We start from the raw sequence: 24762 nt of genomic DNA on the forward strand, positions 1-24762 counted from the left end.
GGCTTCCGCCGGGCTCGTAAGACTTCCGACAGATTCGCCGCGCCGGCCGGGCGGTCGCGGTACGCGGTTTCCGTGCGCGCAGGACCTGCCTTCGCGGCGGTTCTAAGCTGACCCCATGGCCACGAAGGTTCAACTAGCGCAGCGCCCCGAGGCGGACGAACTGCTGGGCCGCAGCCCGCTCGCCGCATTGGTGGGGATGCTGCTCGACCAGCAGATCCCGATGGAATGGGCGTTCTCGGGCCCGTACACGATCGCTCAGCGGCTCGGGACGGACGATCTCGACGCCCACGAGATCGCCGCCTGCGATCCGGAGCGGTTCGCGGCGCTGCTGTCGGAGAAGCCGGCCGTGCACCGTTATCCGGGGTCGATGGCCAAGAGGGTGCAGCAGTTGTGCCAGTACCTCGTCGAGAACTACGACGGGGACGCCGAGAAGGTGTGGAAGGGCGTGGACGGCGGCAAGGAGCTGTTCAAGCGCCTGAACGGGCTGCCCGGCTTCGGCAAGCAGAAGGCGCAGATCTTCCTGGCGCTGCTGGGCAAGCAGTACGGGGTCCGGCCGGAGGGCTGGCGGGAGGCGGCCGGCGCGTACGGCGAGGAGGGCTCGCACCGGTCGGTGGCCGACATCACCGGGCCGGAGTCGCTGGCGAAGGTGCGTGCCTTCAAGCAGGAGATGAAGGCCGCCGCCAAGGCCGGAAAGTAGGGCTCCCGGGTAAGGACCAGGCGATCCCAAAAATGGTCTTTACCGTCTTTTTATGGACCAAATCGGACGGAGTCTGGCCGGTTCGGCCCCCGGCCGGAACTCGCCGAACCGGCGGGGTTGGCCGCCCATGACGCTCCGGGCGCCGTAACATCGCCTACTCGCCCCCTTCATGGGCCGCCACCGGCGGCTCGTGGAGAAGGCGTCCGAATCCCGCGCCCTCACGCGGAGGCACAGAGACGACGATGTCCATCAGGGCTTCCGTACGCGGCGAACCATCGGGATGATGAATACCTGACTCCGACCGGTGTTGTGATGGAGGCGGGAGCGCTAGCCTGCTCCCATTCACTCATAGTGATGAAAACTTGCCGCGCGGTACGGGACCCTCTGGGGCGGAGGTGTTGTCCATGAGCACCGAGACGTCCGTTCCGCAACCCCGCGTCTCAGGGGTGGAGGGGCAGCCCATGGATGCGTCCGACTCCGCGCTGTACGCGACCCTGCTGAAGGAAGCCCCCGGCGGGCTGGCGTTCTTCGATGGCGACCTGCGCTGCCGCAAGGCCAACGACGCGCTCGCGGCGCTGCTCCGCGTGCCCGTCCGCGACCTGCAGCGGCGGCGCCCCGCCGAGGTGCTGCCCGCGGACCTCGCGTCCGCGTTCGAGACGGCGCTGCGCACGGTGCTCGCCGAGGACCGCCCACTGAGCGACCTCGACCTCGTCGTCCCGGCCGAGCCGGCCGGACGGGCGGGCGACGCCCAGGCGCTCGCCACGGCGACCGAGGAGCGCATCCTCGCCTGCACCTGGCTGCCCGCCCGCGGACCCGGCGGTGAGCGCCTCGGCGCCGTCCTGACCGCACTGGACGTGACCGAGCGGCGCCGCGCCGAGGAGGTCATCCGGCGCAAGGAGCAGCGCTACCGCTCGCTCGTGGAGGCCAGCGCCCAGGTGGTGTGGGTGGCCGCGCCCGACGGCGCCGTGATCGACGACGCGCCGGAGTGGCGCGCGATCACCGGCCAGGCGCCCGACGACTACGCCGCCGGCGGCTGGATGGCCGTGGTGCACCCGGAGGACCGACCGCGCATCGAGGCGGCCTGGCGCGAGTGCGTCGCGGAGAACCAGGTCTTCGAGACCAACTACCGGATCCGCACCAAGAGCGGCACGTACCGGCACTTCGACGTGCGGGCCGTGCCGATCCGGCAGGGCGACGCGGTCATCGAGTGGGTCGGCGCCAACACCGACGTCACCGGCCAGCGCGAGGCCGAGGAGATGCGCGGCCGGCTGACCGAGCAGCTCTCGGCCGCGGCGCTGCGCACCGCGCGCCTCCAGCAGGCCACCTCCATGCTCGCCGAGGCGCTGACGGTCTCCCAGGTCGTCCAGGTCATCACCGAGGTCGGACGGTCCGCGATCGGCGCCGACTACTCCGCCGTGGCGCTGCTGGACGACGACAAGCTGCGGCTGAGCATCGTCGCCCCGTCCCAGCCCGGCGGCGAGGCCGACGGCCGGCCGCCGGCCCGCGACGACATCAAGGTCGCCGACCAGACCGTCATGTCGGTGGCGGTGCGCGAGAGCCGGCCGTTCCTGGCCGAGCATCCCGACAGCCTCCGCCTCCAGCTCGGCCGCGACGAGAAGGAGCTGTTCGCCCAGCATCCCGAGGAGCGCGCCTGGGTCGGCCTGCCCCTGCTGGCGGCGGGCGCCCCGATCGGCGCGCTGCGCTTCTCCTTCACCCGCCCCAGGGAGATCACCGAGGAGGAGCGGGTCTTCCTGGAGGCGCTCGCCGGGCAGTGCGCCCTGGCGGTCGAGCGCGCGCTGCTCTTCGAGCGCGAGCACAGGACCGCCGAGGAGCTCCAGCGCAGCCTGCTGCCCAGCGACCTTCCGCAGCTTCCCGGGATGGTGCTTGCCGCCCGGTACAACCCGGCCACCCGCCACGTGCAGGTCGGCGGCGACTGGTACGACGTGTTCCGCCTCCCGGACGACCGCCTCGCGGTCGCGGTCGGCGACGTCATGGGCAAGGGCGTGCTCGCCGCGGCCGGAATGGGACGCGTCCGCAACGCGCTGCGCGCGCTCGCGCTGAACGACCCGCGGCCCGCCGCGGTCCTCGCCGGCCTCGACCGGCTGTTCAGCGCCACCGAGGACGAGGAGCAGTTCACCACGGTCGCCTACGCGGTCATCGACCCGGAGACCGGCCGCGGCGCCTTCAGCAACGCGGGGCATCCGCCACCCCTGCTGATCTCCCCGGACGCGCCCGCGCGCGTGAGCACGCGGGAGCCCGGCACGCCGCTCGGCTGGCCGAGCCAGCGGCAGCAGACAAGTTTTTCCATCGAGACCGGCAACACTGTGGTCTTCTATTCCGATGGACTTGTGGAGAACCGTAGGCGTGGGGTGGACGCCGGGCTGGAGGAACTCGTGGCGACGGCCGCGGACGCCCCACCTGAAGTGGTAGGAGATCCAGAAAGACTCGTCGACTTCCTGGTCGATCGGATGCTTGCCGGGTACGAGCAGGTAGACGATGTGACCGTGCTTGCCCTGCACGTCCCGCCCAAGCCCTAGTGAAACCCGAGTGAAGCCCGCCGGAGACGGTGAGAAGTCGGTCCCGTCCGTACGAAGGACCGTCCCGCGCCCTCTAAGGTGGAGAGTTACCGGGTAGGACATCAGGGCGGAATGCGCAGCAGTGCCAGAATGCTTGACCCAGTGAGAGCGGGTACGCTGCGGTCCCGCACCGGGAGGTCCGCCCAGTGTGTGGTCCCACCCAGTGTGAGGCCGGGCCCGTCAGGGCACTTGGGTCAACCAAGCCACACGTTCGTTCGAGAGGTATTTGTGTCGCCTGCTAGCTCGACCTCGAAAGCGTCAGATCTGCACGATCACGTCATCGCGCAACTGATCGAGCGTGGACGGTCCCAGGGTTACCTCGAAGCCGACGACGTACGCCGTACGTTCGAGGAGGCCGACATCCCCGTGTCGAAGGCCTCCAGCATTCTGCGGAGCCTCAGCAAGGAGGGTGTGACCGTCGTGGTGAGCGCTGCCGATTCCGCGGCGCCCAAGCGTTCGCGCAAGCGCGCGGCGCCGCCGGCGCGTAGGCCCAGGACCACCGCTGCCGCGAAGGAGCAGCCCGACACGGTGACCGCGGTCGTCGGCGACGACGCGGCGCCCGAGGAGCCCGCGCCGCGCCCGGAGGCCCCGAGGCCCGCGGCGCCCAAGCCGGCCCCGCCCAAGTCCGCCAAGGCCAAGCCGAAGAAGGCCGCGCCCGCCAAGAAGGCCGCGCAGCCCGCCGCCGCCAAGGCGGCCGCCCCGGCCAAGAAGGCCGCCGACGACCCCGAGCTCGAGGACGACGTGGACGTCGACCTCGACGAGGACCTGAACGACCTCGAGGTCGACCTCGAGGAGGACGCGCCCGAGGTCGAGGAGACGCCCGAGGCCGACGAGGAGGAGGCCCCGGCCGCCGTCGCGGACAAGGCCCCGGCCGCCGGCAAGAAGCCCGGCGACGCTCCCGCCGAGGAGGAGGGCTTCACCCTCGGCGACGACGACGAGGACGCGCCCGCCCAGCAGATCGCCGCGGCCGGCGCCACCGCCGACCCGGTCAAGGACTACCTCAAGCAGATCGGCAAGGTCCCGCTGCTCAACGCCGAGCAGGAGGTCGAGCTCGCCAAGCGGATCGAGGCCGGCCTGTTCGCCGAGGAGCGGCTCGCCGCCGACGGCCCCGCGCTGTCGGAGGAGGACCTCGAGGACTTCGAGTGGATCGCCGAGGACGGCCGCCGCGCCAAGAACCACCTGCTGGAGGCCAACCTCCGGCTGGTGGTCTCGCTGGCCAAGCGCTACACCGGCCGCGGCATGCTGTTCCTGGACCTGATCCAGGAGGGCAACCTCGGCCTGATCCGCGCGGTCGAGAAGTTCGACTACACCAAGGGCTACAAGTTCTCCACGTACGCCACCTGGTGGATCCGGCAGGCGATCACCCGCGCGATGGCCGACCAGGCCCGCACCATCCGCATCCCGGTGCACATGGTCGAGGTCATCAACAAGCTGGCCCGCGTGCAGCGCCAGATGCTCCAGGACCTGGGCCGCGAGCCCACCCCGGAGGAGCTGGCCAAGGAGCTCGACATGACCCCGGAGAAGGTCGTCGAGGTGCAGAAGTACGGCCGCGAGCCGATCTCCCTGCACACCCCCCTCGGTGAGGACGGCGACAGCGAGTTCGGCGACCTGATCGAGGACTCCGAGGCGATCGTCCCGGCCGACGCGGTCAGCTTCACGCTGCTGCAGGAGCAGCTGCACTCGGTGCTCGACACGCTGAGCGAGCGCGAGGCGGGCGTGGTGTCGATGCGGTTCGGCCTGACCGACGGCCAGCCGAAGACGCTGGACGAGATCGGCAAGGTGTACGGGGTGACCCGGGAGCGCATCCGGCAGATCGAGTCCAAGACCATGTCGAAGCTGCGCCACCCGTCCCGCTCGCAGGTCCTGCGGGACTACCTCGACTGACACATTTCTCTTACCGCGAAGGCCCCCGTCCACCCGGTGGACGGGGGCCTTCGCGTACGCGGACGGAGTCTTCGCGTACGCGGGTCCGTGGTCGGGGCCGGTTCAGGACGGAAGGATCACGTCGAGGTTGGTGCCGTTGAGCTCGACGGTGTGGCCGAGGTCGGCGACGGCCTTCAGCAGTTCCTCGGGCGTCGCGGGGTCGGCGCCGGCCTTCAGCAGGTCGTGGGCGATCGCCCCGCGGGTCGCCTTCGCCATGTGGCTGACCACCGTCCGCTTGGGGACGCCGCCGGAGATCGTCTCGCGGAAGACGCGGACCGCCACGGCGGGCTGCGGGGCCTTCCAGGCCGCCGCGTACGGCCCCGACCGCATATCGACGATCAGCCCGGACGGCCGGATCGCCTTGTTCATCGCAGGCTTCCAGAACGTCCCCAGACGGCCGAGGGGCGGAAGCGAGACCGACATGGACAACCGGTAGGGCGGGACGCGGTCGGTGAGCCGCAGCGCGCCCCACAGGCCCGAGAAGACCACGATGCGTTCGGCGGCGGCTTCCAGGTCCAGGCTCGGCAGGTCGAGGTTGTCGTAGAGGACGCCGGTGTAGAGCCGCGCCGCGGGCAGCGCGGGAGCCTCCTTCAGCGCCCGGTTGCGGGCGAGGGCCTCGTCGATCTGCCCGGCCGGGAGGTCGAGCGTCTCGGGCGCGTCCTTGCGGCGGCACGCCCTGGTCAGGGCGGTGATGACCCGCCTGCGCGCCGCGGTGAGTTCCGGGAAGCTCAGCGAGGCCAGGTCGAGGGGCGGGCCGTCGCCCTCGGTAGCCTTCTTCTCCGACGGCGGCAGCAGGATGTGCACGATCCCCCCGAAAGCGGTGCTCTTCGATGACTCGATGCTCGACGGTCCCCGGGCCGCGGGACCTGGACGGACTCGTGGCCGCGGCGTGGCCGGCGCGGTCCGTCCAGGATATTGGCGGGTGGCTGCTGCGCCACGCCGGAGGCGTCACCAAGCGCGCCAACTCCGTCCTTCCCCTGGAGGCTCCCCACGATCTGGAGGCCGCCCTCGCGCGCGCGGAGGGCTACTACACGGATCTGGGGCTGCCCACGGTGTTCTCGTTGAGCGACAGGGCGCGGCCTGAGGGACTGGACGCCGTCCTGGAGGCGCGGGGCTATGAGCTCGTCGACCCCACGCTCGGCATGGTGGCCGAGATCGCGGGCCCGTACGAGCGGGACGGCGTGGAGATCGCGGACGAGCCGTCCCCGGACTGGCTGGACGTGTGGTGGTCCGTGGACGGCCGGTACGACGACGAGCTGCCGCTCGCGACGGAGATCCTCACCGGCGTCCCGGCGGGATACGCCTCCCTGGACGGTGTGGCCGTCGGGCGCGGCGTGCCGCAGGGGGAGTGGCTCGGGATCTACGCGATGGCGGTGGCGCCGGAGGCGCGCCGGCGCGGGCTGGGGCGGCGCGTCCTGCGCGCGCTGCTCGGCTGGGGCCGCGAGCAGGGGTGCGAGCGGGCGTACCTGGTGGTGGTCGAGCGGAACGCCCCGGCGCGGGCGATGTACGCGGCCGAGGGGTTCACCGAATCCGGCGGATACCACTATCGCGTGAAGACGGTCACCGGCGGGTGAGAAAAGCGGTGAACGCGTGACCCGCCTCACTTCGGTGACACCAATTGAATACCCAGCGTGATTGATCGATCACGCTGCGAATCCATTTCGCATTGCCCTGGGTTGGGGGCCGATGGGGGCGGCGACGGAAATGCGAACGGCGGCCGCCGTCTCCGGTGGCCGCCGCTGCGGGGTGTGCTATTCGATCCCTACCGCTCGTCTTCCGATGCGGTAGCCGGGGTTTCGTTGAGCCTGTCGGTCTCGTCCTGAATGTCGGCCCCGTTGGCGCGCAGGGCCTCCGCGTACTTACGCCCGTGGTGGGCGCAGAACAGAAGGTCGCCGCCGCCTACAAGGACCGCACGGACGTAGGCCTGGGCGCCGCAGCGGTCGCACCGGTCGGCGACGGTCAGCGGCTTGGTCGGGGCAAGGGCTCCAGTCACGGCACCTTCCTCATGCTCGGGGTCGGTACTTAGGACAACATCTAACCCGACGTGGACGTTCCCAACCTGTTTCTTCGTACGCCCACAGCGGAATGGCTCGATTAGTGACCGAGATCACACCCCCGCGCCACGGTGGAATGTCAGGCGCTGTCCCACCGGAAGAGGCGCATGGCGACGAGCCCGCCGACCACCGCGAAACCGAGCAGGATTCCCATCTGCGGCAGCGCGGACATCGGGCCCAGCCCGCGGCCCATCACGTTCAGCATCCCGGTGTTCAGGTACCGCAGCGGGAAGATGTACGCCAGCGTCCGCATCCAGGTCGGCGAGGCGTCCAGGGGGAAGAACGAGCCGCCCAGGAACGCCATCGGCAGCACGACCAGCTGCGTCACCGCCTGCGCCGTCTCCTGGGTCTTCGCCCAGGCGCCGATCACCATCCCGATCGCCAGGAAGGCCAGCACCCCCGACAGCACCATCGGGACGGCCATCCACCAGTAGTGGCCGAGCTTCAGGCCGAAGAACGGCAGCTGCGCGACCGCCACGAACAGCGCGAACTGCACCAGCGCCACGGCCAGGCTCACCGCGACCCGCGCGGCGAACACCGTGGGTATCGGGGCCGGGGACAGCTGGAGCCGGCGCAGGATGCCCTTGGTCCGCCACGTCACGAGCGTCTGGGACGCCCCGAACACGCCGGCCGACGCCAGCGCCCAGCCCAGCAGGCTCGGCGTGAAGAACTGGATCGCCTTCAGCGAATCGTCCTCCACCTGCTGCGAGGTCACGTGGTAGGCGGGCGGCTTGCCGGTCGCCGCCTGGTTCGCGCCCTGGACGATCGAGTTCATCAGACCTTGCACGGTCCCGGACTTCACCTGGTCCGCCGCCGAGTAGTGCACGACCAGCTGGTTCCCGACCTGCTCCACCGCCGCGTCCGCGTCGCCCTTGGTGACCTTGTGCAGCGCGTCGTGCTTGTCGGAGGACTTGGACAGCTTCATGGTGTCGCCGAGCTCGTCGCCCCCGTGCGCCATCGCCTGGTCCAGGATCGGCACCCGCCCGATCTCCAGCACCTTCACCTTGGACGTGCTCTGGTGGCCGAACACGCCACCGAAGATCACCAGGAACATCAGCGGGAACAGCACGGTGAAGAACAGCGCGCCCCGGTCCCGCCGGAAGCCCAGGAACATCGCCCGGGACAGGCTCTTGAAACTCTCGAGTGTGCTCACGCCCTGTACTCCCGTCCGGTGAGCTCCAGAAAGACGTCCTCGAGGGTCGCGCCGCGGATCTGCACCCCGTCCAGCGCGTCCTTCGCGGCCATGGCGGCCACCACCGCGGAGGGGTCCCGGGTGGAGATGACCAGCGAGACGCCGTCGTCCTCGACGTCGTCGGCGCCCGGCAGCTGGCGGGCGTCCGCCGCGTCCAGCAGGCCGCTGGCGATGCTGATCCGGGCCGGCGCGTCCAGCCCGCGGACCAGCACGGCGGGCGGGCCGAGCTCCAGGATCCGGCCCCCGTCCATGATCGCGACGCGGTCGCAGAGCGCCTCCGCCTCGTCCATGTAGTGGGTGGTGAGGACGATGGTGCGGCCCTCGGTGTTGATCGCGCTCAGCACGTCCCACAGGTTGCGCCGGGCCTGCGGGTCCAGCGCGGCGGTCGGCTCGTCCAGGAAGACCAGCTCGGGGTCGTGCACGAGCGCGCACGCGATCGACAGCCGCTGCGCCTGCCCGCCCGACAGCTTCTCCACCCGCACGTCCGCCTTGTCGGCGAGGCCCACGGTCTCCAGCATCGCGTCGGCCTTCTTCGCCGGGACCCCGTACAGCGACCCGAACGTCTGGAGCTGCTCGCGCGCGGTGAGCCGCTCGAAGAACGACGACGCCTGCAGCTGCACGCCGATCCGGGGGAGCAGCCGGGGGTTGCGCGGCCACGGGGGCAGGCCGAGGACGGAGACCGCGCCCTCGTCGGCCTGGCGCAGCCCCTCGACGATCTCCAGGGTCGTCGTCTTGCCGGCCCCGTTGGGCCCGAGGATCCCGAAGAACTCGCCCTCGGCGACGGAGAACGTCACCCCGTCGACCGCGTTGACGTCCCCGTAGCGCTTGCGGAGCCCGCTGACCTCGATCGTTTCTGCCATGACCAGGACATTAGGGAAACGGGGCGACCTCGTGCACCCACCTATAGGTGGACCTTGCGGTACTCCACCCTGGGTTGGGCGGGAACCTCCGGACCTGCGGCCGGACGCCTGCAAGATCGACGGCGAGGACGTGCCCGGAGGGCCGCGGCGGCGAGCCTTTCGAACGTTTGTCGGTGCCCGGGGGTACCCTCTTGCCGAATGTCCTACCCCCGAGGAGCACACGCAGTTGACCGCCGCGACCGCCGAAGCGATGACCGATGACCCGCACGGCTACTCCGCCCGGCACCTCTCGGTGCTGGAGGGGCTGGAGGCCGTGCGGAAGCGACCCGGAATGTACATCGGGTCGACCGACAGCCGTGGCCTGGCACACTGCCTGTGGGAGATCGTCGACAACAGCGTCGACGAGGCACTGGCCGGGTACTGCACGCACATCAGCGTCACCATGCACGCCGACGGGTCGTTCGAGGTGGGCGACAACGGCCGCGGCATCCCGGTCGACCTGGAGCCCAAGACGGGCCTGCCCGGCGTCGAGCTGGTGATGACCCGGCTGCACGCGGGCGGCAAGTTCGGCGGGGTGTCCTACACCGCCTCCGGCGGCCTGCACGGCGTCGGCGCGTCCGTGGTGAACGCGCTGTCCGCCCGGCTGGACGTGGAGGTCGACCGCGAGGGCCACACCCACGCGATCAGCTTCCGGCGCGGGCTGCCCGGCGAGTTCGCCGACGACGGCCGCCCGAACGCGCGGTTCAAGAAGAAGTCGGGGCTGCGGCAGACCCGCAAGGTCGCCAGGAAGGTCACGGGCACCCGCACCCGGTTCTGGCCCGACATGCAGATCTTCCTGCAGGACGCGACGGTCGAGCAGTCCCTCGTCCTGGACCGGATGCGCCAGACCGCCTTCCTCATCCCGGGCCTCACCATCGACGTCCGCGACGAGCGCGGCGAGGAGGTCGTCGAGGAGACGTTCCGCTTCGACGGCGGCATCAGCGAGTACTGCACCTACCTGGCCAAGGACGCCGCCCTCGTCGAGGTGCTGCGGCTGCAGGGCCGCGGGCACTTCACCGAGACCGTCCCGGTGCTGGACGAGCAGGGCCACCTCACCCCCACCGACGTCGAGCGCGACCTGGAGGTCGACGTCGCGCTGCGCTGGGGCACCGGCTACGACACGACCACCCGGTCGTTCGTGAACGTGATCGCCACCCCGAAGGGCGGCACCCACGTGCGCGGGTTCGACCGGGCGGTGCTCAAGGTCGTCAACGAGCAGCTGCGCGCGACGAAGCTGCTGAAGAACGGCGACGAGGACGTCATCAAGGAGGACGTCCTGGAGGGCCTGACCGCCGTGGTGACGGTCCGGCTGCCGGAGCCGCAGTTCGAAGGGCAGACCAAGGAGATCCTCGGCACCTCGGCGGCGACCCGGATCGTCTCGCAGGTGGTCACGCGGGAGCTGAAGGCGATCTTCGAGAACCCGCCGCGCGGCCAGAAGCAGCCGCTGCGCGCCGTGCTGGAGAAGGTCGTGGGGGCGGCCAAGACCCGGATCGCGGCCCGCACGCAGCGCGACAACCAGCGCCGCAAGAACGCGCTGGAGAACTCGGCGCTGCCGGCGAAGCTGGTCGACTGCCGCAACGCCGACGACCGCAGCGAGCTGTTCATCGTCGAGGGCGACTCGGCGCTCGGCACCGCGAAGCTGGCCCGCAACTCCGAGTTCCAGGCGCTGCTGCCGATCCGCGGCAAGATCCTCAACGTGCAGAAGGCGTCCGTCGCGGACATGCTGAAGAACGCCGAGTGCGCGGCGATCATCCAGGTGATCGGGGCCGGGTCGGGCCGCACGTTCGACATCGACGCCGCCCGCTACGGCCGGATCATCCTGATGGCGGACGCCGACGTCGACGGGTCGCACATCCGCACGCTGCTGCTGACGCTGCTGTTCCGCTACATGCGGCCGATGCTGGAGGCCGGGCGGGTGTTCACGGCGGTCCCGCCGCTGCACCGGATCGAGCTGGTCAAGCCCAAGAAGGGCCAGGACAAGTACGTCTACTGCTACAGCGACGGCGAGCTGACCCGCAAGCTGGTGGAGTTCGAGCGCAAGGGGCAGCGCTGGAAGGAGCCCGTCCAGCGCTACAAGGGCCTCGGCGAGATGGACGCCGACCAGCTCGCGGAGACCACGATGGACCCGCGCCACCGCATCCTGCGGCGGATCCGGGTGGAGGACGCCGACGAGGCGGCGAAGATCTTCGATCTGCTGATGGGCAGCGAGGTGGCGCCGCGCCGGGAGTTCATCACCGCGGGCGCGTCCGAGCTGGACACCGAGCGCATCGACATGTAGCCGCTCCCTCCGGGGGTGGTGCGGGCGCCACCCCCGGCGAGCCGGTCCGCGGTGCGCGCCCGGTGCGGGGCCGGGGCCGTAGGTCGTGCACGGCTCCGGGGAGGGGGCGCGTCAGCCGGTGATGTGCAGGTTGCGCAACTGCTGGACCGGGTCCTGCGCCGCCTTGCGCTGCACGGAGGCCGTGGGCCACGGGGCGTACGGCGCGAGCGCGAGGTAGGTGTCGAACGACGCGGCGTTGTTGCCCGACGCCGACGGCAGCCCGGCCTTCCAGTCGATCACCGGCCCGAACAGCCCGCAGCCGTCCGTCTTCGGCACCGCGAACGTCGTGTCGGCGGCGGGGGTGTGCAGGACGGGCGGGTGGTGGAACGAGTCGGCGGGGTCGCCCTCGTCGACGACGCTGATCTGCCCGAGGTCGACGCCGAGGTTCAGCTTGACCGGGTCCTTCTTGGAGCCGATCGAGCAGCCCTTCCCGACCGCATCGTTGATGATCTTGATCTTCATCTCCAGCCCCGCGTTCGGGAGGTCGAAGGTGAAGCCGCCGGTGTACTTCGGCTGCACCTGCACCTTGTTGAACGGCAGGCCGTCGAGACCGGGGACGTTCAGGCCGAGCAGGCCGAGCACGCCACCGGGGATGGTCATCGGCTTGCCGGTCAGCGTGACGCTGGTGAACTCGGAGTTCGACGAGGCGTCGGCCTGGACCGACTGGACGGTGATCCGCATCGGCTGGGTGATGGTCTGGCTGAGCCCGCCGAGCTTCATGGAGCCGCCGGTCACCACCATCTGCATGCACAGGCCGAGGGTGGGGTCGATGCCGGCGGGCAGCGGCGGGCAGTCCTTGGCGAAGTCGAACGCCGGGACGCCGGGGGCCGGTGCCGCGGCGGCCGTCGCGGGGGCCTGGGGGGACGCCTGGGCCGGTGCGGCGACCGCGCCGAGCGCCAGGGTGAGGGGCGCCGCCACGGCGGCGGCGCGGAGGATGGATTTCACGGGTTCTGGACGCGCCTTTCGTCGATGGTGCGCGGACCGCGTTGGAGCGATCCACGCGAGGGTGTGCACCCGATTCAAAAACGTGAGTGTTTCTCGAAGCAAGATCGCACAGCTGACCGGATGAGGCCAGCTTTCACTGGCACTGTTCGCCGGGTGAGTGGCCGCTCACCGAGGGTTCTCCACCCGCCGGTGGAGAACCCCGGCTCCAGCCCCGCGCCGATCCCCGGACCGGCCGCCCCGGCCTAGCGTCGAGTCCATGAACACCGCCGACAACGTGCTCATCGCGCTCGCCGTCCTCGCGCTGGTCCTCTACCGGCAGCTGCGCGCCCGGCCGGTCGGCGAGCGCCGGCTCTACACCCTCCCGGCCGTCCTCGCCGTGATCGGCCTCGCGCAGGGCGGGCTGCTCGACGACGCGCACGCGGCGCTCAGCGTCGCGCTCCTCGCAGCCGAGGCCGTCGCCGCCGTCGCGTTCGGCGCCCTGCGCGCCGTCACCGTCCGGCTGTGGCGGGAGAAGGACGGCGAGCTGTGGCGGCGCGGCACCGGCTGGACCCTCGTGGCCTGGCTGGTGTCGATCCTCAGCCGCGTCGGGTTCCTCGCCGCCGGGCACGCCCTCGGCCTCAAGCTCGGCTCGAGCGTCTTCCTGGTCTTCCTCGCGCTCACCCTGATCGTGCAGAACCTGCTGGTCGCGTGGCGCGGAAGGCGGATCGGCGGGACCGCACCGGCTAGCGTCGCATCGTGAGGTTCGGACCCTTCGCTCCCGAGGACCGGCTCGTCCGCACGATCGCGATCACGGTCGCGCTGATCTGGGGAGCCGTCGCCTACCTGCGCGGGCTGCTCAACTCCACCCCCGCGCCGGCCCTGCACGGCACCGGCCTCGCGGTGATCCTGCTCAACACCGCCACGTTCGTCCTCCTGGGGGCGGGCCTGTGGGTGGGGCGCAAGAAGGACTCCCGCTGGCGCTTGATCGGGAACGTGCTGCTCCTGGCCGCGATGGGGACGTCGCTCTCGCTGTACGCCGTCGCCCCGCACGGCGGCGGCGGGTACTTCTTCTCGCTGGCCGCGATGTGGGCCCTGATCATGCGGACGAGGGTGCGCTGGGGCCTCGCCATCGGCGCCGCCACCGTGGTCGTCGTGGCGGCGCTGGGGGAGGCCTACGACCGCGGCCCCGACTACGGGCTGCTGGCCGCGTTCATCGGCCTGACCCTCGGCGCCCTCGCGAGCCGGCAGAGCGCCCTCGCGCAGGAGGCCACCCGCCGCGCCGAGGCGGCCAACGCGGTGCTGGCCGAGCGGTCGCACATCGCGCGCGAGATCCACGACATCCTCGCCCACTCGCTGTCGGCGCAGATCGTCCACCTGGAGGGCGCGCGCCTGCTGCTGTCGCGGGACGGCGACCGGGTGCAGGCCCTCGACCGGGTCGAGCGCGCGCGCAACCTCGCCAAGTCCGGCCTGGAGGAGACCAGGCGCGCGCTGGCGACGCTGCGCGGCGAGATCCCCGAGCCGAAGGACGTCATCGCGGAGCTGGCGGAGGAGTTCTACGCCAGCACGGGGCGCCCCTGCGACGTCCAGGTGACCGGCGAACCGCGCGAGCTGCCCCCGCAGGCGGGGCTCGCCGTCGTCCGGACCGCCCAGGAGGCGCTCACCAACGTCCGCAAGCACGCGCCCGGCGCCCGCGCGCGCATCACGCTGCGCTACCTCGGCGGTGCCGTCGGGCTCGAGGTGACCGACACCGGCGCGACCGAGCCGGTCCTGGAGATCGAGGGCGGCGGCTACGGGCTGGTCGGCATGCGGGAGCGCGCGGAGCTGATCGGTGGGACCCTGGAGACCGGGCCGGAGGGCGGGGGATTCCGCGTCGCCCTCCGGGTGCCGGCGTGACACGGGACGGGGCGCGGTGAGCGACGAGACGAGGATCCTGGTCGTCGACGACCAGACGGTGGTGCGGGAGGGCCTGGTCCTGCTGCTGGAGCTGCTGCCTGGCATCGAGGTGGCCGGGTCGGCGGGCGACGGCGAGCAGGCCGTCGCCATGGTCGGCGAGCTGCGGCCCGACGTGGTGCTCATGGACCTGCGGATGCCGCGGGTGGACGGGGTGGAGGCGACCCGGCGGATCAAGCAGGCGCATCCGGACGTCGAGGTCGTCGTGCTGACCACCTACGCCGACGACGAGTCGATCTTCGCGGCGCTGCGCGCGGGGGCGCGCGGGTACCTGACCAAGGACGCCGGCGCCGACGAGATCGCCCGCGCGGTCGCCGCGGTGCGCGGCGGCGCGGCGCAGCTCGACCCGGCGATCCAGCGCCGGCTGGTCGAGGCGGTCGCCGCCGACCAGCGGCCCGTCCGCACCGCCCGCGGCGAGCTGCCCGACGGGCTGACCCGGCGCGAGGCCGAGGTGCTCGCGCTGATCGCGCAGGGCCGGTCGAACACCGAGATCGCCGGCGACCTGTTCATCAGCGAGGCGACGGTCAAGACCCACATCAACAACCTGTTCGCCAAGGCCGGGCTGCGGGACCGCGCGCAGGCCGTCACCTACGCCTTCCGGCACGGCCTGGCCGGGTCCTAGCCACCCGCGCGGGGCCGGGACGATCAATCGGTCAGCGGGCGGCAAGACCTCGGTCAAGGCGCCCGCCCGGCGGTGGAGCGGTCCCCAGCATGGGAGGTCCCGGAACCCGGAAGGACCTCGCGTGCACCGAACCGTGATGATCGCGGAGTACCTGCGCCCGTACGCGCAGTGGCGGATCGCCCGCCCCGACCCCGCCGACGACTGCCGCAACGCCCGCGCCGCGATCGGCCTCATCGACGCGGCCGCCTACGTGGCGCAGCTGGACGACTGCGACCGCGTGATCGTCCGGATGGCCGTCGCCGGCTGCTTCGCCAAGGGCCGCTTCGATCCCGGTGCCGAGGGCGAGGCCCTCGTCCGGCACTGGCACTACGACGAGGCCGTCGGCGGCCCGGCCGACCTCCTGGAGGGCCTGGCGGAGTGCGCCGAGCGCGCCGCGTCCGACGAGCACGCCGGGCGCGCGGCCGCCTTCAGCCTGCACTAGGGCGCCGGCGGTTCCCCGGCGGCCTCCTGGTGCCCGTCTCCGGCGGCCTGCTCGTCTCCGGGGGCCTGCTCGTCTCCGGCGGCCTCCTCGTGCTCGAGCGCGCGGACGAGCGCCGCGAACCCGGCCTCGACCCCGGCGGTGTCGCCGCTGATCAGCCGCTCCAGCAGGAAGCCGCGCAGCGTCGCGAGGATCATCTCGGCGACCTGGAGCTTGCGCGCCTCCGACCAGTCCGGCGGGCAGAAGGACCGCAGGATCGGGATGTACTGCCGGGACGCCCCGCGGCCGAGCTCGCCGTGCCGCTCCACGTCGTACATGGCGAGGCCCATGGCCTGGTCGAGGACCCGCCGCAGCCCCGGCTCCTCGTTCATCAGGGTCGGCCAGACGGCGCGCACCCGGTCCGCCAGCGTCCCGCCGCCGCGCTCCGCCGCGGCGACGGCGAGCGCGTTGCCGATGCGCCGGTCGCGCAGCTTGGCGATCGCCTGCCGGAGCAGGTCGTCGGCGCCGTCGAAGTGGTAGAGCAGCACCTTGTGCGTGGTGCCGGCCGCGCGGGCGGCGCGCCGCAGCGAGAAGTCGACGAGCCCGTTCACCGCGAGGTCGTCGGTGACGCGTTCGAGCAGCTCGCGCCGCCTCGCCTCGCCGCGCGGCGATCCCGCCGACCGCCGGTAGGCCGCCTTCTTCGGCGGCGTCCCGGCGGCCCGTGCGGCGTCCGTCATCGACCCCTCCCCGTTCGTCTCCGGCTTCCCCGTCACGCAGCAGCCTAGGGTCGGCGTTCCCGGCCCGGGGCCGATCGGAAGCCAAGCGTGCGCTTGGTAGCCTTTCTCGCATGCCGACCCAGGAACAGATGAAGAGCACCCTCCAGGCCTACGTCGACGGCTTCAACTCCGGCGACGCCGCGGCCGTGACCGGCCTGTTCGCCGATGACGCCGTCGTGGTCGACCCGGTCGGCAATCCGCCGATGGAGGGCCGCGCCGCGATCGACGAGTTCTACGGCAACGCCGTGTCCGCCGGCGCGAAGCTCTCGCTCGACGCCCCCATCCGCGGCTCGCACGGCGACCGCGCCGCGATGGCCTTCACCGTGACCGTCCCCGGCATGCGCGTCCGCGTCATCGACGTCATGACCTTCGGCGCCGACGGCAAGATCGTCCGCATGGAGGCGCACTGGGGACCCGACGACGTCGAGAGCTGACCGGGACGTGGCAGGCTGGTACCCGGTCGGAACCGAGGAGGTCGGGTGCCCGCACGTCCGGTGCTGTATGTGATCGCCTGCGGCGGGCGGCCCGCCGCCGACCTGCCGGCCTTCGCCGAACGGCTCCTCGGCGACGGCTGGACGGTCTGCGTCGTCGCGACGCCGTCCGGCACGAAGTTCGTCGACGCCGCCCGGCTGTCCGCGCTGACCGGCTTCCCCGTCCGCTCGGACTACAAGCGGCCCGAGGAGCCCGACGTCCTGCCGCCCGCCGACGCGTTCGCCGTCGCCCCGGCGACCTTCAACACCGTCAACAAGTGGGCGCACGGCATCAGCGACACGCTGGCGCTCGGCCTGCTCAACGAGGCCGTCGGGCTGGGCCGCCCGATCGTCGCCGCCCCGTGGCCGAACGCGGCGCTCGCCCGCCACCCGGCCTTCGTCCGCAGCGTCGACGAGCTCCGCGCCTGGGGCGTCACCGTCCTCCTCGACCCGGGCCGCCTCCCGAACCCCGACTCGGACGAACCGAGCGGCGCGACGTTCCCCTGGCCGGACCTGCGCGACCACCTGCGCTCGCTCCACGCCCGCCTGACAGCGGGCTGACTCCGGCGACGGGTCCGGCCGAAACCCGCACCGACCCGGCGCATGCCGCGCCCGCCGGTACGAACCCGCACGCCAGAGCCCCTTCGCCGCGGGACGATCCGGCGTAACGGGGCGCAACCGGCCCCGACACCCCGGAGAAACATCCCGTTCCTAGCTTCTGCGGTGCCCGCCGCCCCGCTAGGAAAGGAGCCGGGTTTGGATCTGGCAGAGAACCCGCAGATGGAGGACTACTCCCTGCGGTACACGCCCAGCGCGTTCCGCACCTGGTCGCCGTGGATGGTGTTCCTGAGCTGCCTGGTAGGCCTGTCCGCCATGGCGGGATACGCGCTGGACGCCGCGTTCGTCAACGAGTTCGGCTTCGGCAGCTCGCTGCTCGGATTCGCCGTCGCGAGCGTCGTCACGCTGCCGCTGACCGTCGTCATCGCGTTCGCCATCACCCGCAAGCACATCGACATCGACCTGCTCACCCGCGGTTCCGGGTTCGGTTACCTGGGCTCCACGGTGACCTCGCTGGTCTACGCCACCTACACGCTGATCTTCCTCGCCTACGAGGGCGCGATCATGGCGCAGGCGGTGACCGCGCTCTGCCACGTCGACGTCCACGTCTCGTACGTGATCGTCTCCGTCGTCATGGTGCCGCTCACGCTGTACGGGATGACCTTCAGCTCGAAGTTCCAGGCGTGGACGTGGCCGCTGTGGATCCTGCTGATCGGCTTCGCCCTGGTCATCGCGGCGACCTCGCCCTCCGCCGGCCACCACATGGTCCACCCGGTCACCGCGCACGGGGCGGCCGCCGTCGGCGGCCTCACGCTGACCGCGGTGTTCACCATCGCCGCCGCGCAGCTGTCGTTCGCGGTGCAGATCGGTGAACAGGGCGACTACCTGCGGCTGATGCCCGACCCGAAGGGCGCGGCGGGGCGCCGCAGATGGCGGCTGGCGGTGCTGATGGGCGGCCCGGGCCTGTCCCTGTTCGCCATCGTCATCTTCTTCGCGTCCACGCTGCTCGTCGGCTACGCCGGCACCGAGACGACGCCCGACCACGTCGCGGTCCCGGTCGACCTGTTCACCGTCGTGTACGAGCGCGCGGTCGGGAACCACACCGTGGCGCTCGTCCTCGCGGGGGTCCTGGTGCTGCTCTCGCAGATCAAGATCAACATCATGAACACCTACTCGGGCTCGCTGTCGTGGTCGAACTTCTTCTCCCGGCTGCTGCACCGGCATCCCGGCCGCGCGGTGTGGGTGGTCCTCCAGGTCGCGCTCGCGCTGGTCCTCATGGAGATCGACATCTTCGCCCACATCGTCACCGTGCTGGCCTGGTACGCCAACATCGGCATCGCCTGGATCGCAGCCATGGCGTCCGACCTGGTCATCAACAAGCGGTGGCTGCGCCTCAGCCCGCGTGAGGTGGAGTTCCGCCGCGCCCACCTGTACAACGTGAACCCGGTCGGCTTCGGCTCGATGGTCGCCGCCGCGGCCGTCTCGATCGTCGCCTACTACGGCGCGTTCGGCTCCACGGCCGCCGACCTGTCGCCCTTCATCGCCTTCGTCCTCGCGCTGGCGCTGCCGCCCCTCGTCGCGGCGGCCACCCGGGGCCGCTGGTACATCGCGCGGACGAGCGTCTTCCCCGACGGCGCGACCGAACTGCCCTGCGCGGTGTGCGGCGGGTCCTACGACGTCGCGGACATGGCCACCTGCCCGTTCCACCAGGGGCACATCTGCTCGCTGTGCTGCTCCACCGAGGGCTCCTGCCGGGACGCCTGCAAGCCCAGCGCGTGGCGCCCGCCCAAGGGGCCCGTCCTGCTCGGCATGCCCGGCACGACGCCGGCGCCGTCCGTCTCCGCCTCCCTCGAACAGGCCCCGGAGGCACTCCGATGACCAGCGTCCCTATCGTCGGGTTCGTCCACCCGGACAGGTCGCTCCTCAGCCTTGGGGTGGCCCTCGCCAGCAGCCGCCGCGCCATACGGCAGTGCGGCCTCTGGGTGTCACCACCGTGACCGGAGCCCTCGCCCCCTGACCATCGCGAGCCGGGCCCGCCGACCGCGGGCCCGGCTCACCGTCATGCCTCGTCGGTGTCAGCGTCGGCGTCGGAGTCCGGCGGGACGGGGCCGATCGGCCCGCTGATCGACACGATGCGGGTGCTGAGCCTCTCGCCGGAGCCGTCGCGGCGGCCGAGCGTCACGTTCAGCGTCGCGGGCTTGCCGTTCGCGCCGGCGGCGCGCAGCGGGGTCGGCGCCGCCCACGCCTGGAGCAGCACGTCCTCGCCCTTCAGGAACCGGTGCGCCCGGACGCCGCCGGTCGCGCGGCCCTTGGCCGGGAAGTCCGCGAAGTCGGCCAGCTTGATCGCGCCCGTCTGCGTGCCGGGCAGCGCCGACGACGACCCGGACACCGTGATCACCCGGGCCTCACGGCCGGGGTCGAGCGCGCCGAACCACAGCACCTGGGCGCCGGCGCCCAGCTTGATGCCGGCCATGCCGCCGGCGGCCCGGCCCTGCGGCCGCACGTTCGACGCGGCGAAGTGCAGCAGCTGCGCGTCGGTGGTGATGAACACCAGGTGCTGGTCCTCCGCGAGCAGCTGGACGGCGCCGACGACCCGGTCGCCGTCCTTGAGCCCGATGACCTCGAACTCGTCGCGGTTGGCGGGGAAGTCGGGGACGACCCGCTTGACCACGCCCTGCGCGGTGCCGAGGGCGAGCCCGCCGCCCTCGTCCGTCACGGCCGCCACGCCGACGACCGTCTCGTCCGGTTCCAGCTCGACGTACTCGGTCACCGGCGCGCCGCCCGCCAGGGACGGCGGCGTCGCCGACGGCGGCAGCGCCGGCAGGTCCAGGACGTCGATGCGGATCATCCGCCCGAGCGAGGTCACCGCGCCGACCTGGCCGCGGGCCGTCGCCGGGACGACCGAGACCAGCACGTCGTGGGGGGCGCGCGGGCCGCTGTCGGGCAGCGGCTCGGCGCCGTGCGTGCGGGCCAGCAGCCCGGTGGACGACAGCAGCACCGTGCACGGGTCGTCCGCCACCTCGAGGGGGACGGCGGCCGCGGCGGTGTGGCCGGAGGACTCCAGCAGGATCGTCCGGCGCGGGGTCGTGTACTCGGAGGCGACCTCGCCGAGCTCCTTGGACACCAGGCCGCGCAGCTTGCGCTCCGACTCCAGGATCGCGGTCAGCTTCGCGATCTCCTTGGCGAGCTGCTCCTTCTCCTTCTCCAGCTCGAGCCGGTCGTAGCGGGTGAGGCGGCGCAGCGGGGTGTCCAGGATGTACTGCGCCTGGATCTCCGACAGCTCGAAGATCTGCATCAGCCGCTGCTTGGCCTGCGCGGCGTCGTCGCTCTGCCGGATGACCTGGATGACCTCGTCGATGTTGAGCAGCGCGACCAGCAGGCCGTCGACGAGGTGGAGGCGGTCCTCGCGCTTCTTGCGGCGGAACATCGACCGGCGCCGCACGACCTCGATGCGGTGGTCGACGTACACCTGCAGCAGGTCGCGCAGGCCGAGCGTGCGCGGCCGGCCGTCGACGAGCGCGACGTTGTTGATGCCGAAGGTCTCCTCCATCGGGGTGAGCCGGTAGAGGTCCTGCAGGACGGCCTCGGGGTTGAAGCCGTTCTTGATCTCGATGACCAGGCGCAGGCCGACGTTGCGGTCGGTGAGGTCCTTCAGGTCGGCGATGCCCTGGATCTTCTTGGCGTTGACGAGTTCCTTGATCTTGGCCTTGACGCGCTCCGGGCCGACCGCGTACGGCAGCTCGCTGACCACGATGCCCTTGCGGCGCGGCGTGACGTTCTCGATCGTCGTGGTGGCGCGGGTGCGGAACGTCCCGCGGCCCTTCTCGTAGGCGTCGCGGATGCCGTCCAGGCCGACGATCATGCCGCCGGTGGGCAGGTCGGGGCCGGGGACGAAGCGCATCAGGTCGTCGAGGGTGGCGTCGGGGTGGTCGATCAGGTGCCGGGCCGCCGCGACCACCTCGCCGAGGTTGTGCGGGGCCATGTTGGTGGCCATCCCGACCGCGATCCCGGACGCGCCGTTCACCAGCAGGTTCGGGAACGCCGCGGGCAGCACCTCCGGCTCCTGCTCCTGGCCGTCGTAGTTCGGCCGGAAGTCGACGGTGTCCTCGTCGATGGAGGCGACCATCATCAGCGCCTCGCGGGACATGCGGGCCTCGGTGTACCGCATGGCGGCGGGCAGGTCGTCGCCGCCGAGCGAGCCGAAGTTGCCGTGCCCGTCGACCAGCGGCATCCGCATCGCCCACGGCTGGGCCATCCGCACCATCGCGTCGTAGATCGCGCTGTCGCCGTGCGGGTGCAGCTTGCCCATGACCTCGCCGACGACGCGCGCGCACTTGACGTGCCCGCGGTCGGGGCGCAGCCCCATCTCGTTCATCGAGTACAGGATCCGCCGCTGGACGGGCTTCAGCCCGTCGCGGGCGTCGGGAAGCGCCCGCTGGTAGATCACCGAGTAGGCGTACTCGAGGTAGCTGCCGCGCATCTCCTCGGAGACGTCGACGTCGACGATGTTCTCCTCGAAGTCCGGCGGCGGGGGAGGGGCTTGGGATCCGCGTCGTGCCATGCCCCACATTGTGGCCGGTCCCGCCGACATCTTTCGCCCGCCCCACCGGATGGACCGCGGATCGGTTCCCGGCGCCGGCGCGGCGCGCCATCCGGTCAGCGGTCGTGGCAGATTGGTCCCGGACGGTTCTCACCCCGCGGCCGCGCCCCGGCCGCGTCCCCCGTGGAGGTACCCGATGAGCGCGCTGGCCGACTTCCAGAACTCGATCTACCTGCAGGGACTCGGCGACGTGCGGCCTTCGCTGCCCACCGACCTGACGAGGCTGGAGGGGCTGGCCGAGGGCGTGCTGTCGGCGCAGGCGTTCGGGTACGTCGCGGGATCGGCCGGCAGCGAGGCGACCGCGCGCGCCAACCGCGACGCGTTCGACCGGTGGCGGATCGTCCCGCGATTCCTGCGGGACGTGGCGCACCGCGACCTGTCGGTGGACGTCCTCGGCACCGCTATGCCCTCGCCGGTCCTGCTCGCGCCGATCGGCGTGCAGTCGATCTTCCACCCGGACGGGGAGCTCGCCACCGCGCGCGCGGCGGGGGCCGAGGGGGTCACCATGGTGCTGAGCACCGCCTCGTCCCACTCCATCGAGGAGGTCGCGGAGGCCAACGGCGACGGCGCGCCCCGCTGGTACCAGCTCTACTGGCCGAAGGACCGGGACCTCGCCGTCAGCTTCCTGGAGCGGGCCAAGGCGGCGGGCTACACGGCGCTGGTCGTCACGCTCGACACGTTCACGCTGGCGTGGCGGCCCCGCGACCTGGACCAGGCGTACCTGCCGTTCCTGCGCGGCATCGGGGTCGCGAACTACTTCAGCGACCCCGTCTTCCAGAAGGCGGTCGGCGGGCCCGTCACCGACGCCAACCGCGACACCGCGCTCCTGCACTGGGTCGCCAACTTCGGCAACCCGTCCCTGACCTGGGACGATCTGGCCTTCCTGCGGGACCACTGGGACGGGCCGATCGCGCTGAAGGGCGTCCAGCACCCCGACGACGCGCGCCGCGCGGTGGACGCGGGCATGGACGGCGTGATCGTCTCCAACCACGGCGGACGGCAGGTCGACGGCGCCGTGGCGTCGCTGGACGCCCTGCCCGGCGTGGTCGACGCCGTGCGCGACCAGGCCACGGTGCTGTTCGACAGCGGGATCCGGACGGGATCGGACGTGGCGAAGGCGCTCGCGCTGGGCGCCAAGGCGGTGCTGCTCGCGCGCCCGTACGCCTACGGGCTGGCGCTCGGCGGGCAGGCCGGCGTCCAGCACGTCCTGCGCTGCATCCAGGCCGAACTGGAACTGACCATGGCGCTGTCCGGTGTCACCCGGCCGGACGAGCTTTCTCCGGAGATTCTGGTCCGCGCTTAGGTTCCCGCTTGGGTTCCTCTGTGGGCGGGGCGTAGATCTCGTATAGGCGGGCCAGTCCTGCGTCTATGGCGTGTGCGGTGGCGTCCTCTTCTGGCGGCAGCGGCCTGTAGGGAGTGCCGTCGTGTCGTCTGGCCACCGCGCGTCGCACGGCGCCCACGTTGGCGCGTAGTCCTTCGACGCCGGGCCTAAGTGCGCGGACGTGCGGCACGGTCTCGCGTAGGACGTCGACGACATCCGCTGGGTGCGGCTGCGCGCGCGTGACGAACCGGTGCAGCCGCAGCGGGCCGTATAGGTCGTCCATCTCGGCGACGGAGTTCTCGAACCGGGTGAGGGCGTGAGGTTCGCCCTTCAGGACATCGGTGAGGGCCGCCAAGGACTGCGATGTGCGGCGGCGCAGGACGTCCCTCGTGCGGAAGGGAAGAACGAACCATGCGGCGGCCGTGCCGATGACGGAGCCGACAAGGATCGCCTCTAGGCGTGTCTCCAGCAAGGGAGCGGCGGACTGGCCGAAGTACCCGTACAGCAGCGACAGCGCGGCCGTCACCCCGCCCGCCCAGTACGCGTAGCTCCGCTGCCGCAGCCATGCCGCGACGCCCAGCACCACGAAGATGAGAACGACCGCGTGAGGGTCGCGTGGTGCGAACAAGCCGGACGCCACGGCGGCCAGGACCGTCCCTCCGGCCGCGCCGAGCGCGCGCAGCAGACCCTTGTGGAGGGCGTCGCCACGTCCTCGCGCTCCATTGCAGACGATGAACGCCGTCAGGACGACCCACGACCAATGATCCGGGAACAGCAGGTGCCCGATGGCGAACGCGGCGCACAGGGCCGCACCCATCTGCGCCGCCATGCGGGTGCTGGCGGGCAGCCGTTTGCTGGGAGCGGGAGGCGGGGCGGCCTCCACATGGCCGCCGCGCCAAGGGCGTTCTACGGCGACCTGGACGGCCGTGACCCAGAAGTAGGGGATGAGCGCCACGACGGGTGCCCACAGCAGGTGCGTCGACGGCGCGCCGGGCGCGCCGTGGGGGATGACGAGCAGGGCGATCGCTGGGAGCATCATCAGCGTGCCGGCCTTGGTGAAGCGCGGCCCGAAGCGGCGGATCCAGACCCCGGACGTGACGAGGGCGGCGAACGCGGCGTCCCCCGCGAACGCGTCGTCGCGCATGAGGATGCCGAGGCCGACCGAGACGAGGGCGACGGCGGGCATGACGGCGAACCCGACCAGCCGGTCGGACGGGCGGGCGCCGCGATGCCCCCTGGACAGGGTGACGGACAGCACGACGGCCTGCATGACGGCGTCCGTGTGCAGGTGCGCCGCGTGCTCCAGCAGCAGCGCCGACCCGAAGGACGCCAGCATGGCGGCCACCGTGGTCGCGGCGACGGTGACCGGCGCCTTCGCGGCGCCGAGGCCCCGGATCGTGCCCGCCGCCATGGCCCACCTCCGATA

At 71.8% G+C, this 24762-nt stretch carries 21 protein-coding genes; 13 read left to right on the top strand and 8 right to left on the bottom strand.

Features of this window, described 5'->3' with window-relative positions; all coding sequences use genetic code 11:
• Positions 1-115: 115 nt before the first annotated feature.
• The 3 genes from AB0C78_RS06490 to AB0C78_RS06500 all read left to right on the top strand — a co-directional run bounded on the left by AB0C78_RS06490 (position 116) and on the right by AB0C78_RS06500 (position 5157).
• Positions 116-697 (top strand): HhH-GPD-type base excision DNA repair protein, encoded by a 582-nt coding sequence (locus AB0C78_RS06490; protein ID WP_360742606.1) that lies wholly within the window; start codon positions 116-118, stop codon positions 695-697.
• A gap of 404 nt (positions 698-1101) precedes the next feature.
• Positions 1102-3234, top strand: coding sequence for a SpoIIE family protein phosphatase (locus tag AB0C78_RS06495; protein ID WP_360742609.1), 2133 nt, complete (start codon positions 1102-1104; stop codon positions 3232-3234).
• Positions 3235-3501: 267 nt separating this feature from the next.
• Complete coding sequence (locus AB0C78_RS06500; RefSeq protein ID WP_360742612.1) at positions 3502-5157, top strand: RNA polymerase sigma factor; 1656 nt, start codon at positions 3502-3504, stop codon at positions 5155-5157.
• A gap of 102 nt (positions 5158-5259) precedes the next feature.
• Here the strand turns inward: AB0C78_RS06500 and AB0C78_RS06505 are convergent, their stop codons facing one another.
• Entirely contained in the window at positions 5260-6000 is a 741-nt protein-coding gene (locus tag AB0C78_RS06505) for a peroxide stress protein YaaA (protein ID WP_360742615.1), read from the bottom strand.
• A 26-nt stretch (positions 6001-6026) separates the two neighbouring features.
• On the opposite strand from AB0C78_RS06505, the gene AB0C78_RS06510 reads away from it, so the two are divergent.
• On the top strand, positions 6027-6770 hold the full coding sequence (locus AB0C78_RS06510) for a GNAT family N-acetyltransferase (protein WP_360742618.1): 744 nt from the start codon (positions 6027-6029) through the stop codon (positions 6768-6770).
• Positions 6771-6958: 188 nt separating this feature from the next.
• Here the strand turns inward: AB0C78_RS06510 and AB0C78_RS06515 are convergent, their stop codons facing one another.
• The 3 genes from AB0C78_RS06515 to AB0C78_RS06525 form a co-directional block, all read right to left on the bottom strand.
• The gene (locus tag AB0C78_RS06515) at positions 6959-7189 is read right to left on the bottom strand and encodes a hypothetical protein (protein WP_151540381.1); all 231 of its coding nucleotides are present in this window, start codon (positions 7187-7189) and stop codon (positions 6959-6961) included.
• Positions 7190-7329: 140 nt separating this feature from the next.
• The gene (locus AB0C78_RS06520; protein ID WP_360742622.1) at positions 7330-8403 is read right to left on the bottom strand and encodes an ABC transporter permease; all 1074 of its coding nucleotides are present in this window, start codon (positions 8401-8403) and stop codon (positions 7330-7332) included.
• A complete protein-coding gene (locus AB0C78_RS06525) occupies positions 8400-9302 on the bottom strand; it encodes an ABC transporter ATP-binding protein (RefSeq protein ID WP_360742625.1) in 903 nt (300 codons plus the stop codon). The genes AB0C78_RS06520 and AB0C78_RS06525 overlap by 4 nt, the downstream gene beginning before the upstream one ends.
• A 250-nt stretch (positions 9303-9552) precedes the next feature.
• Here AB0C78_RS06525 and AB0C78_RS06530 point away from each other — a divergent pair, with 250 nt between their 5' ends.
• Positions 9553-11619 carry a DNA topoisomerase IV subunit B gene (locus AB0C78_RS06530; RefSeq protein WP_360742845.1) on the top strand — a complete coding sequence of 689 codons (2067 nt, stop codon included), beginning with the start codon at positions 9553-9555 and terminating at the stop codon, positions 11617-11619.
• A 111-nt stretch (positions 11620-11730) separates the two neighbouring features.
• On the opposite strand, the gene AB0C78_RS06535 is transcribed toward AB0C78_RS06530, so the two are convergent.
• A complete protein-coding gene (locus AB0C78_RS06535) occupies positions 11731-12603 on the bottom strand; it encodes a hypothetical protein (RefSeq protein WP_360742628.1) in 873 nt (290 codons plus the stop codon).
• Between the two features lie 256 nt (positions 12604-12859).
• Between AB0C78_RS06535 and AB0C78_RS06540 the strand changes: the two genes are divergently transcribed.
• The 4 genes from AB0C78_RS06540 (at position 12860) to AB0C78_RS06555 (ending at position 15635) form a co-directional block, all read left to right on the top strand.
• Positions 12860-13342 carry a hypothetical protein gene (locus AB0C78_RS06540; protein ID WP_360742631.1) on the top strand — a complete coding sequence of 161 codons (483 nt, stop codon included), beginning with the start codon at positions 12860-12862 and terminating at the stop codon, positions 13340-13342.
• Positions 13339-14475, top strand: coding sequence for a sensor histidine kinase (locus tag AB0C78_RS06545; RefSeq protein ID WP_360742634.1), 1137 nt, complete (start codon positions 13339-13341; stop codon positions 14473-14475). The genes AB0C78_RS06540 and AB0C78_RS06545 overlap by 4 nt, the downstream gene beginning before the upstream one ends.
• 16 nt (positions 14476-14491) lie before the next feature.
• Positions 14492-15154: a response regulator transcription factor gene (locus AB0C78_RS06550; protein WP_151540375.1), complete on the top strand. Its 663-nt coding sequence runs from the start codon at positions 14492-14494 to the stop codon at positions 15152-15154.
• Between the two features lie 121 nt (positions 15155-15275).
• Positions 15276-15635 (top strand): hypothetical protein, encoded by a 360-nt coding sequence (locus tag AB0C78_RS06555; protein ID WP_360742637.1) that lies wholly within the window; start codon positions 15276-15278, stop codon positions 15633-15635.
• Here the strand turns inward: AB0C78_RS06555 and AB0C78_RS06560 are convergent.
• Entirely contained in the window at positions 15632-16348 is a 717-nt protein-coding gene (locus AB0C78_RS06560; RefSeq protein ID WP_360742640.1) for a hypothetical protein, read from the bottom strand. The two genes, AB0C78_RS06555 and AB0C78_RS06560, sit on opposite strands and share 4 nt — an antisense overlap.
• Positions 16349-16458: 110 nt before the next feature.
• Here AB0C78_RS06560 and AB0C78_RS06565 point away from each other — a divergent pair, with 110 nt between their 5' ends.
• From AB0C78_RS06565 to AB0C78_RS06575, 3 genes are all read left to right on the top strand, one after another.
• Entirely contained in the window at positions 16459-16821 is a 363-nt protein-coding gene (locus AB0C78_RS06565) for a nuclear transport factor 2 family protein (protein ID WP_360742644.1), read from the top strand.
• 45 nt (positions 16822-16866) lie between these two features.
• A complete protein-coding gene (locus tag AB0C78_RS06570; protein ID WP_360742647.1) occupies positions 16867-17418 on the top strand; it encodes a flavoprotein in 552 nt (183 codons plus the stop codon).
• A 195-nt stretch (positions 17419-17613) separates the two neighbouring features.
• Positions 17614-19293: a hypothetical protein gene (locus AB0C78_RS06575; RefSeq protein WP_360742650.1), complete on the top strand. Its 1680-nt coding sequence runs from the start codon at positions 17614-17616 to the stop codon at positions 19291-19293.
• Positions 19294-19474: 181 nt separating this feature from the next.
• Here AB0C78_RS06575 and AB0C78_RS06580 read toward each other — a convergent pair whose 3' ends face one another.
• Positions 19475-21976 (bottom strand): DNA topoisomerase IV subunit A, encoded by a 2502-nt coding sequence (locus AB0C78_RS06580; protein WP_360742653.1) that lies wholly within the window; start codon positions 21974-21976, stop codon positions 19475-19477.
• 175 nt (positions 21977-22151) lie between these two features.
• On the opposite strand from AB0C78_RS06580, the gene AB0C78_RS06585 reads away from it, so the two are divergent.
• Complete coding sequence (locus AB0C78_RS06585; RefSeq protein ID WP_360742656.1) at positions 22152-23318, top strand: lactate 2-monooxygenase; 1167 nt, start codon at positions 22152-22154, stop codon at positions 23316-23318.
• Here AB0C78_RS06585 and AB0C78_RS06590 read toward each other — a convergent pair.
• A complete protein-coding gene (locus AB0C78_RS06590) occupies positions 23272-24747 on the bottom strand; it encodes an FUSC family protein (protein ID WP_360742659.1) in 1476 nt (491 codons plus the stop codon). The two genes, AB0C78_RS06585 and AB0C78_RS06590, sit on opposite strands and share 47 nt — an antisense overlap.
• Between the last annotated feature and the right edge of the window lie 15 nt (positions 24748-24762).

This window comes from Actinomadura sp. NPDC048394, assembly GCF_040651755.1.
GTDB lineage: Bacteria > Actinomycetota > Actinomycetes > Streptosporangiales > Streptosporangiaceae > Spirillospora > Spirillospora montaniterrae.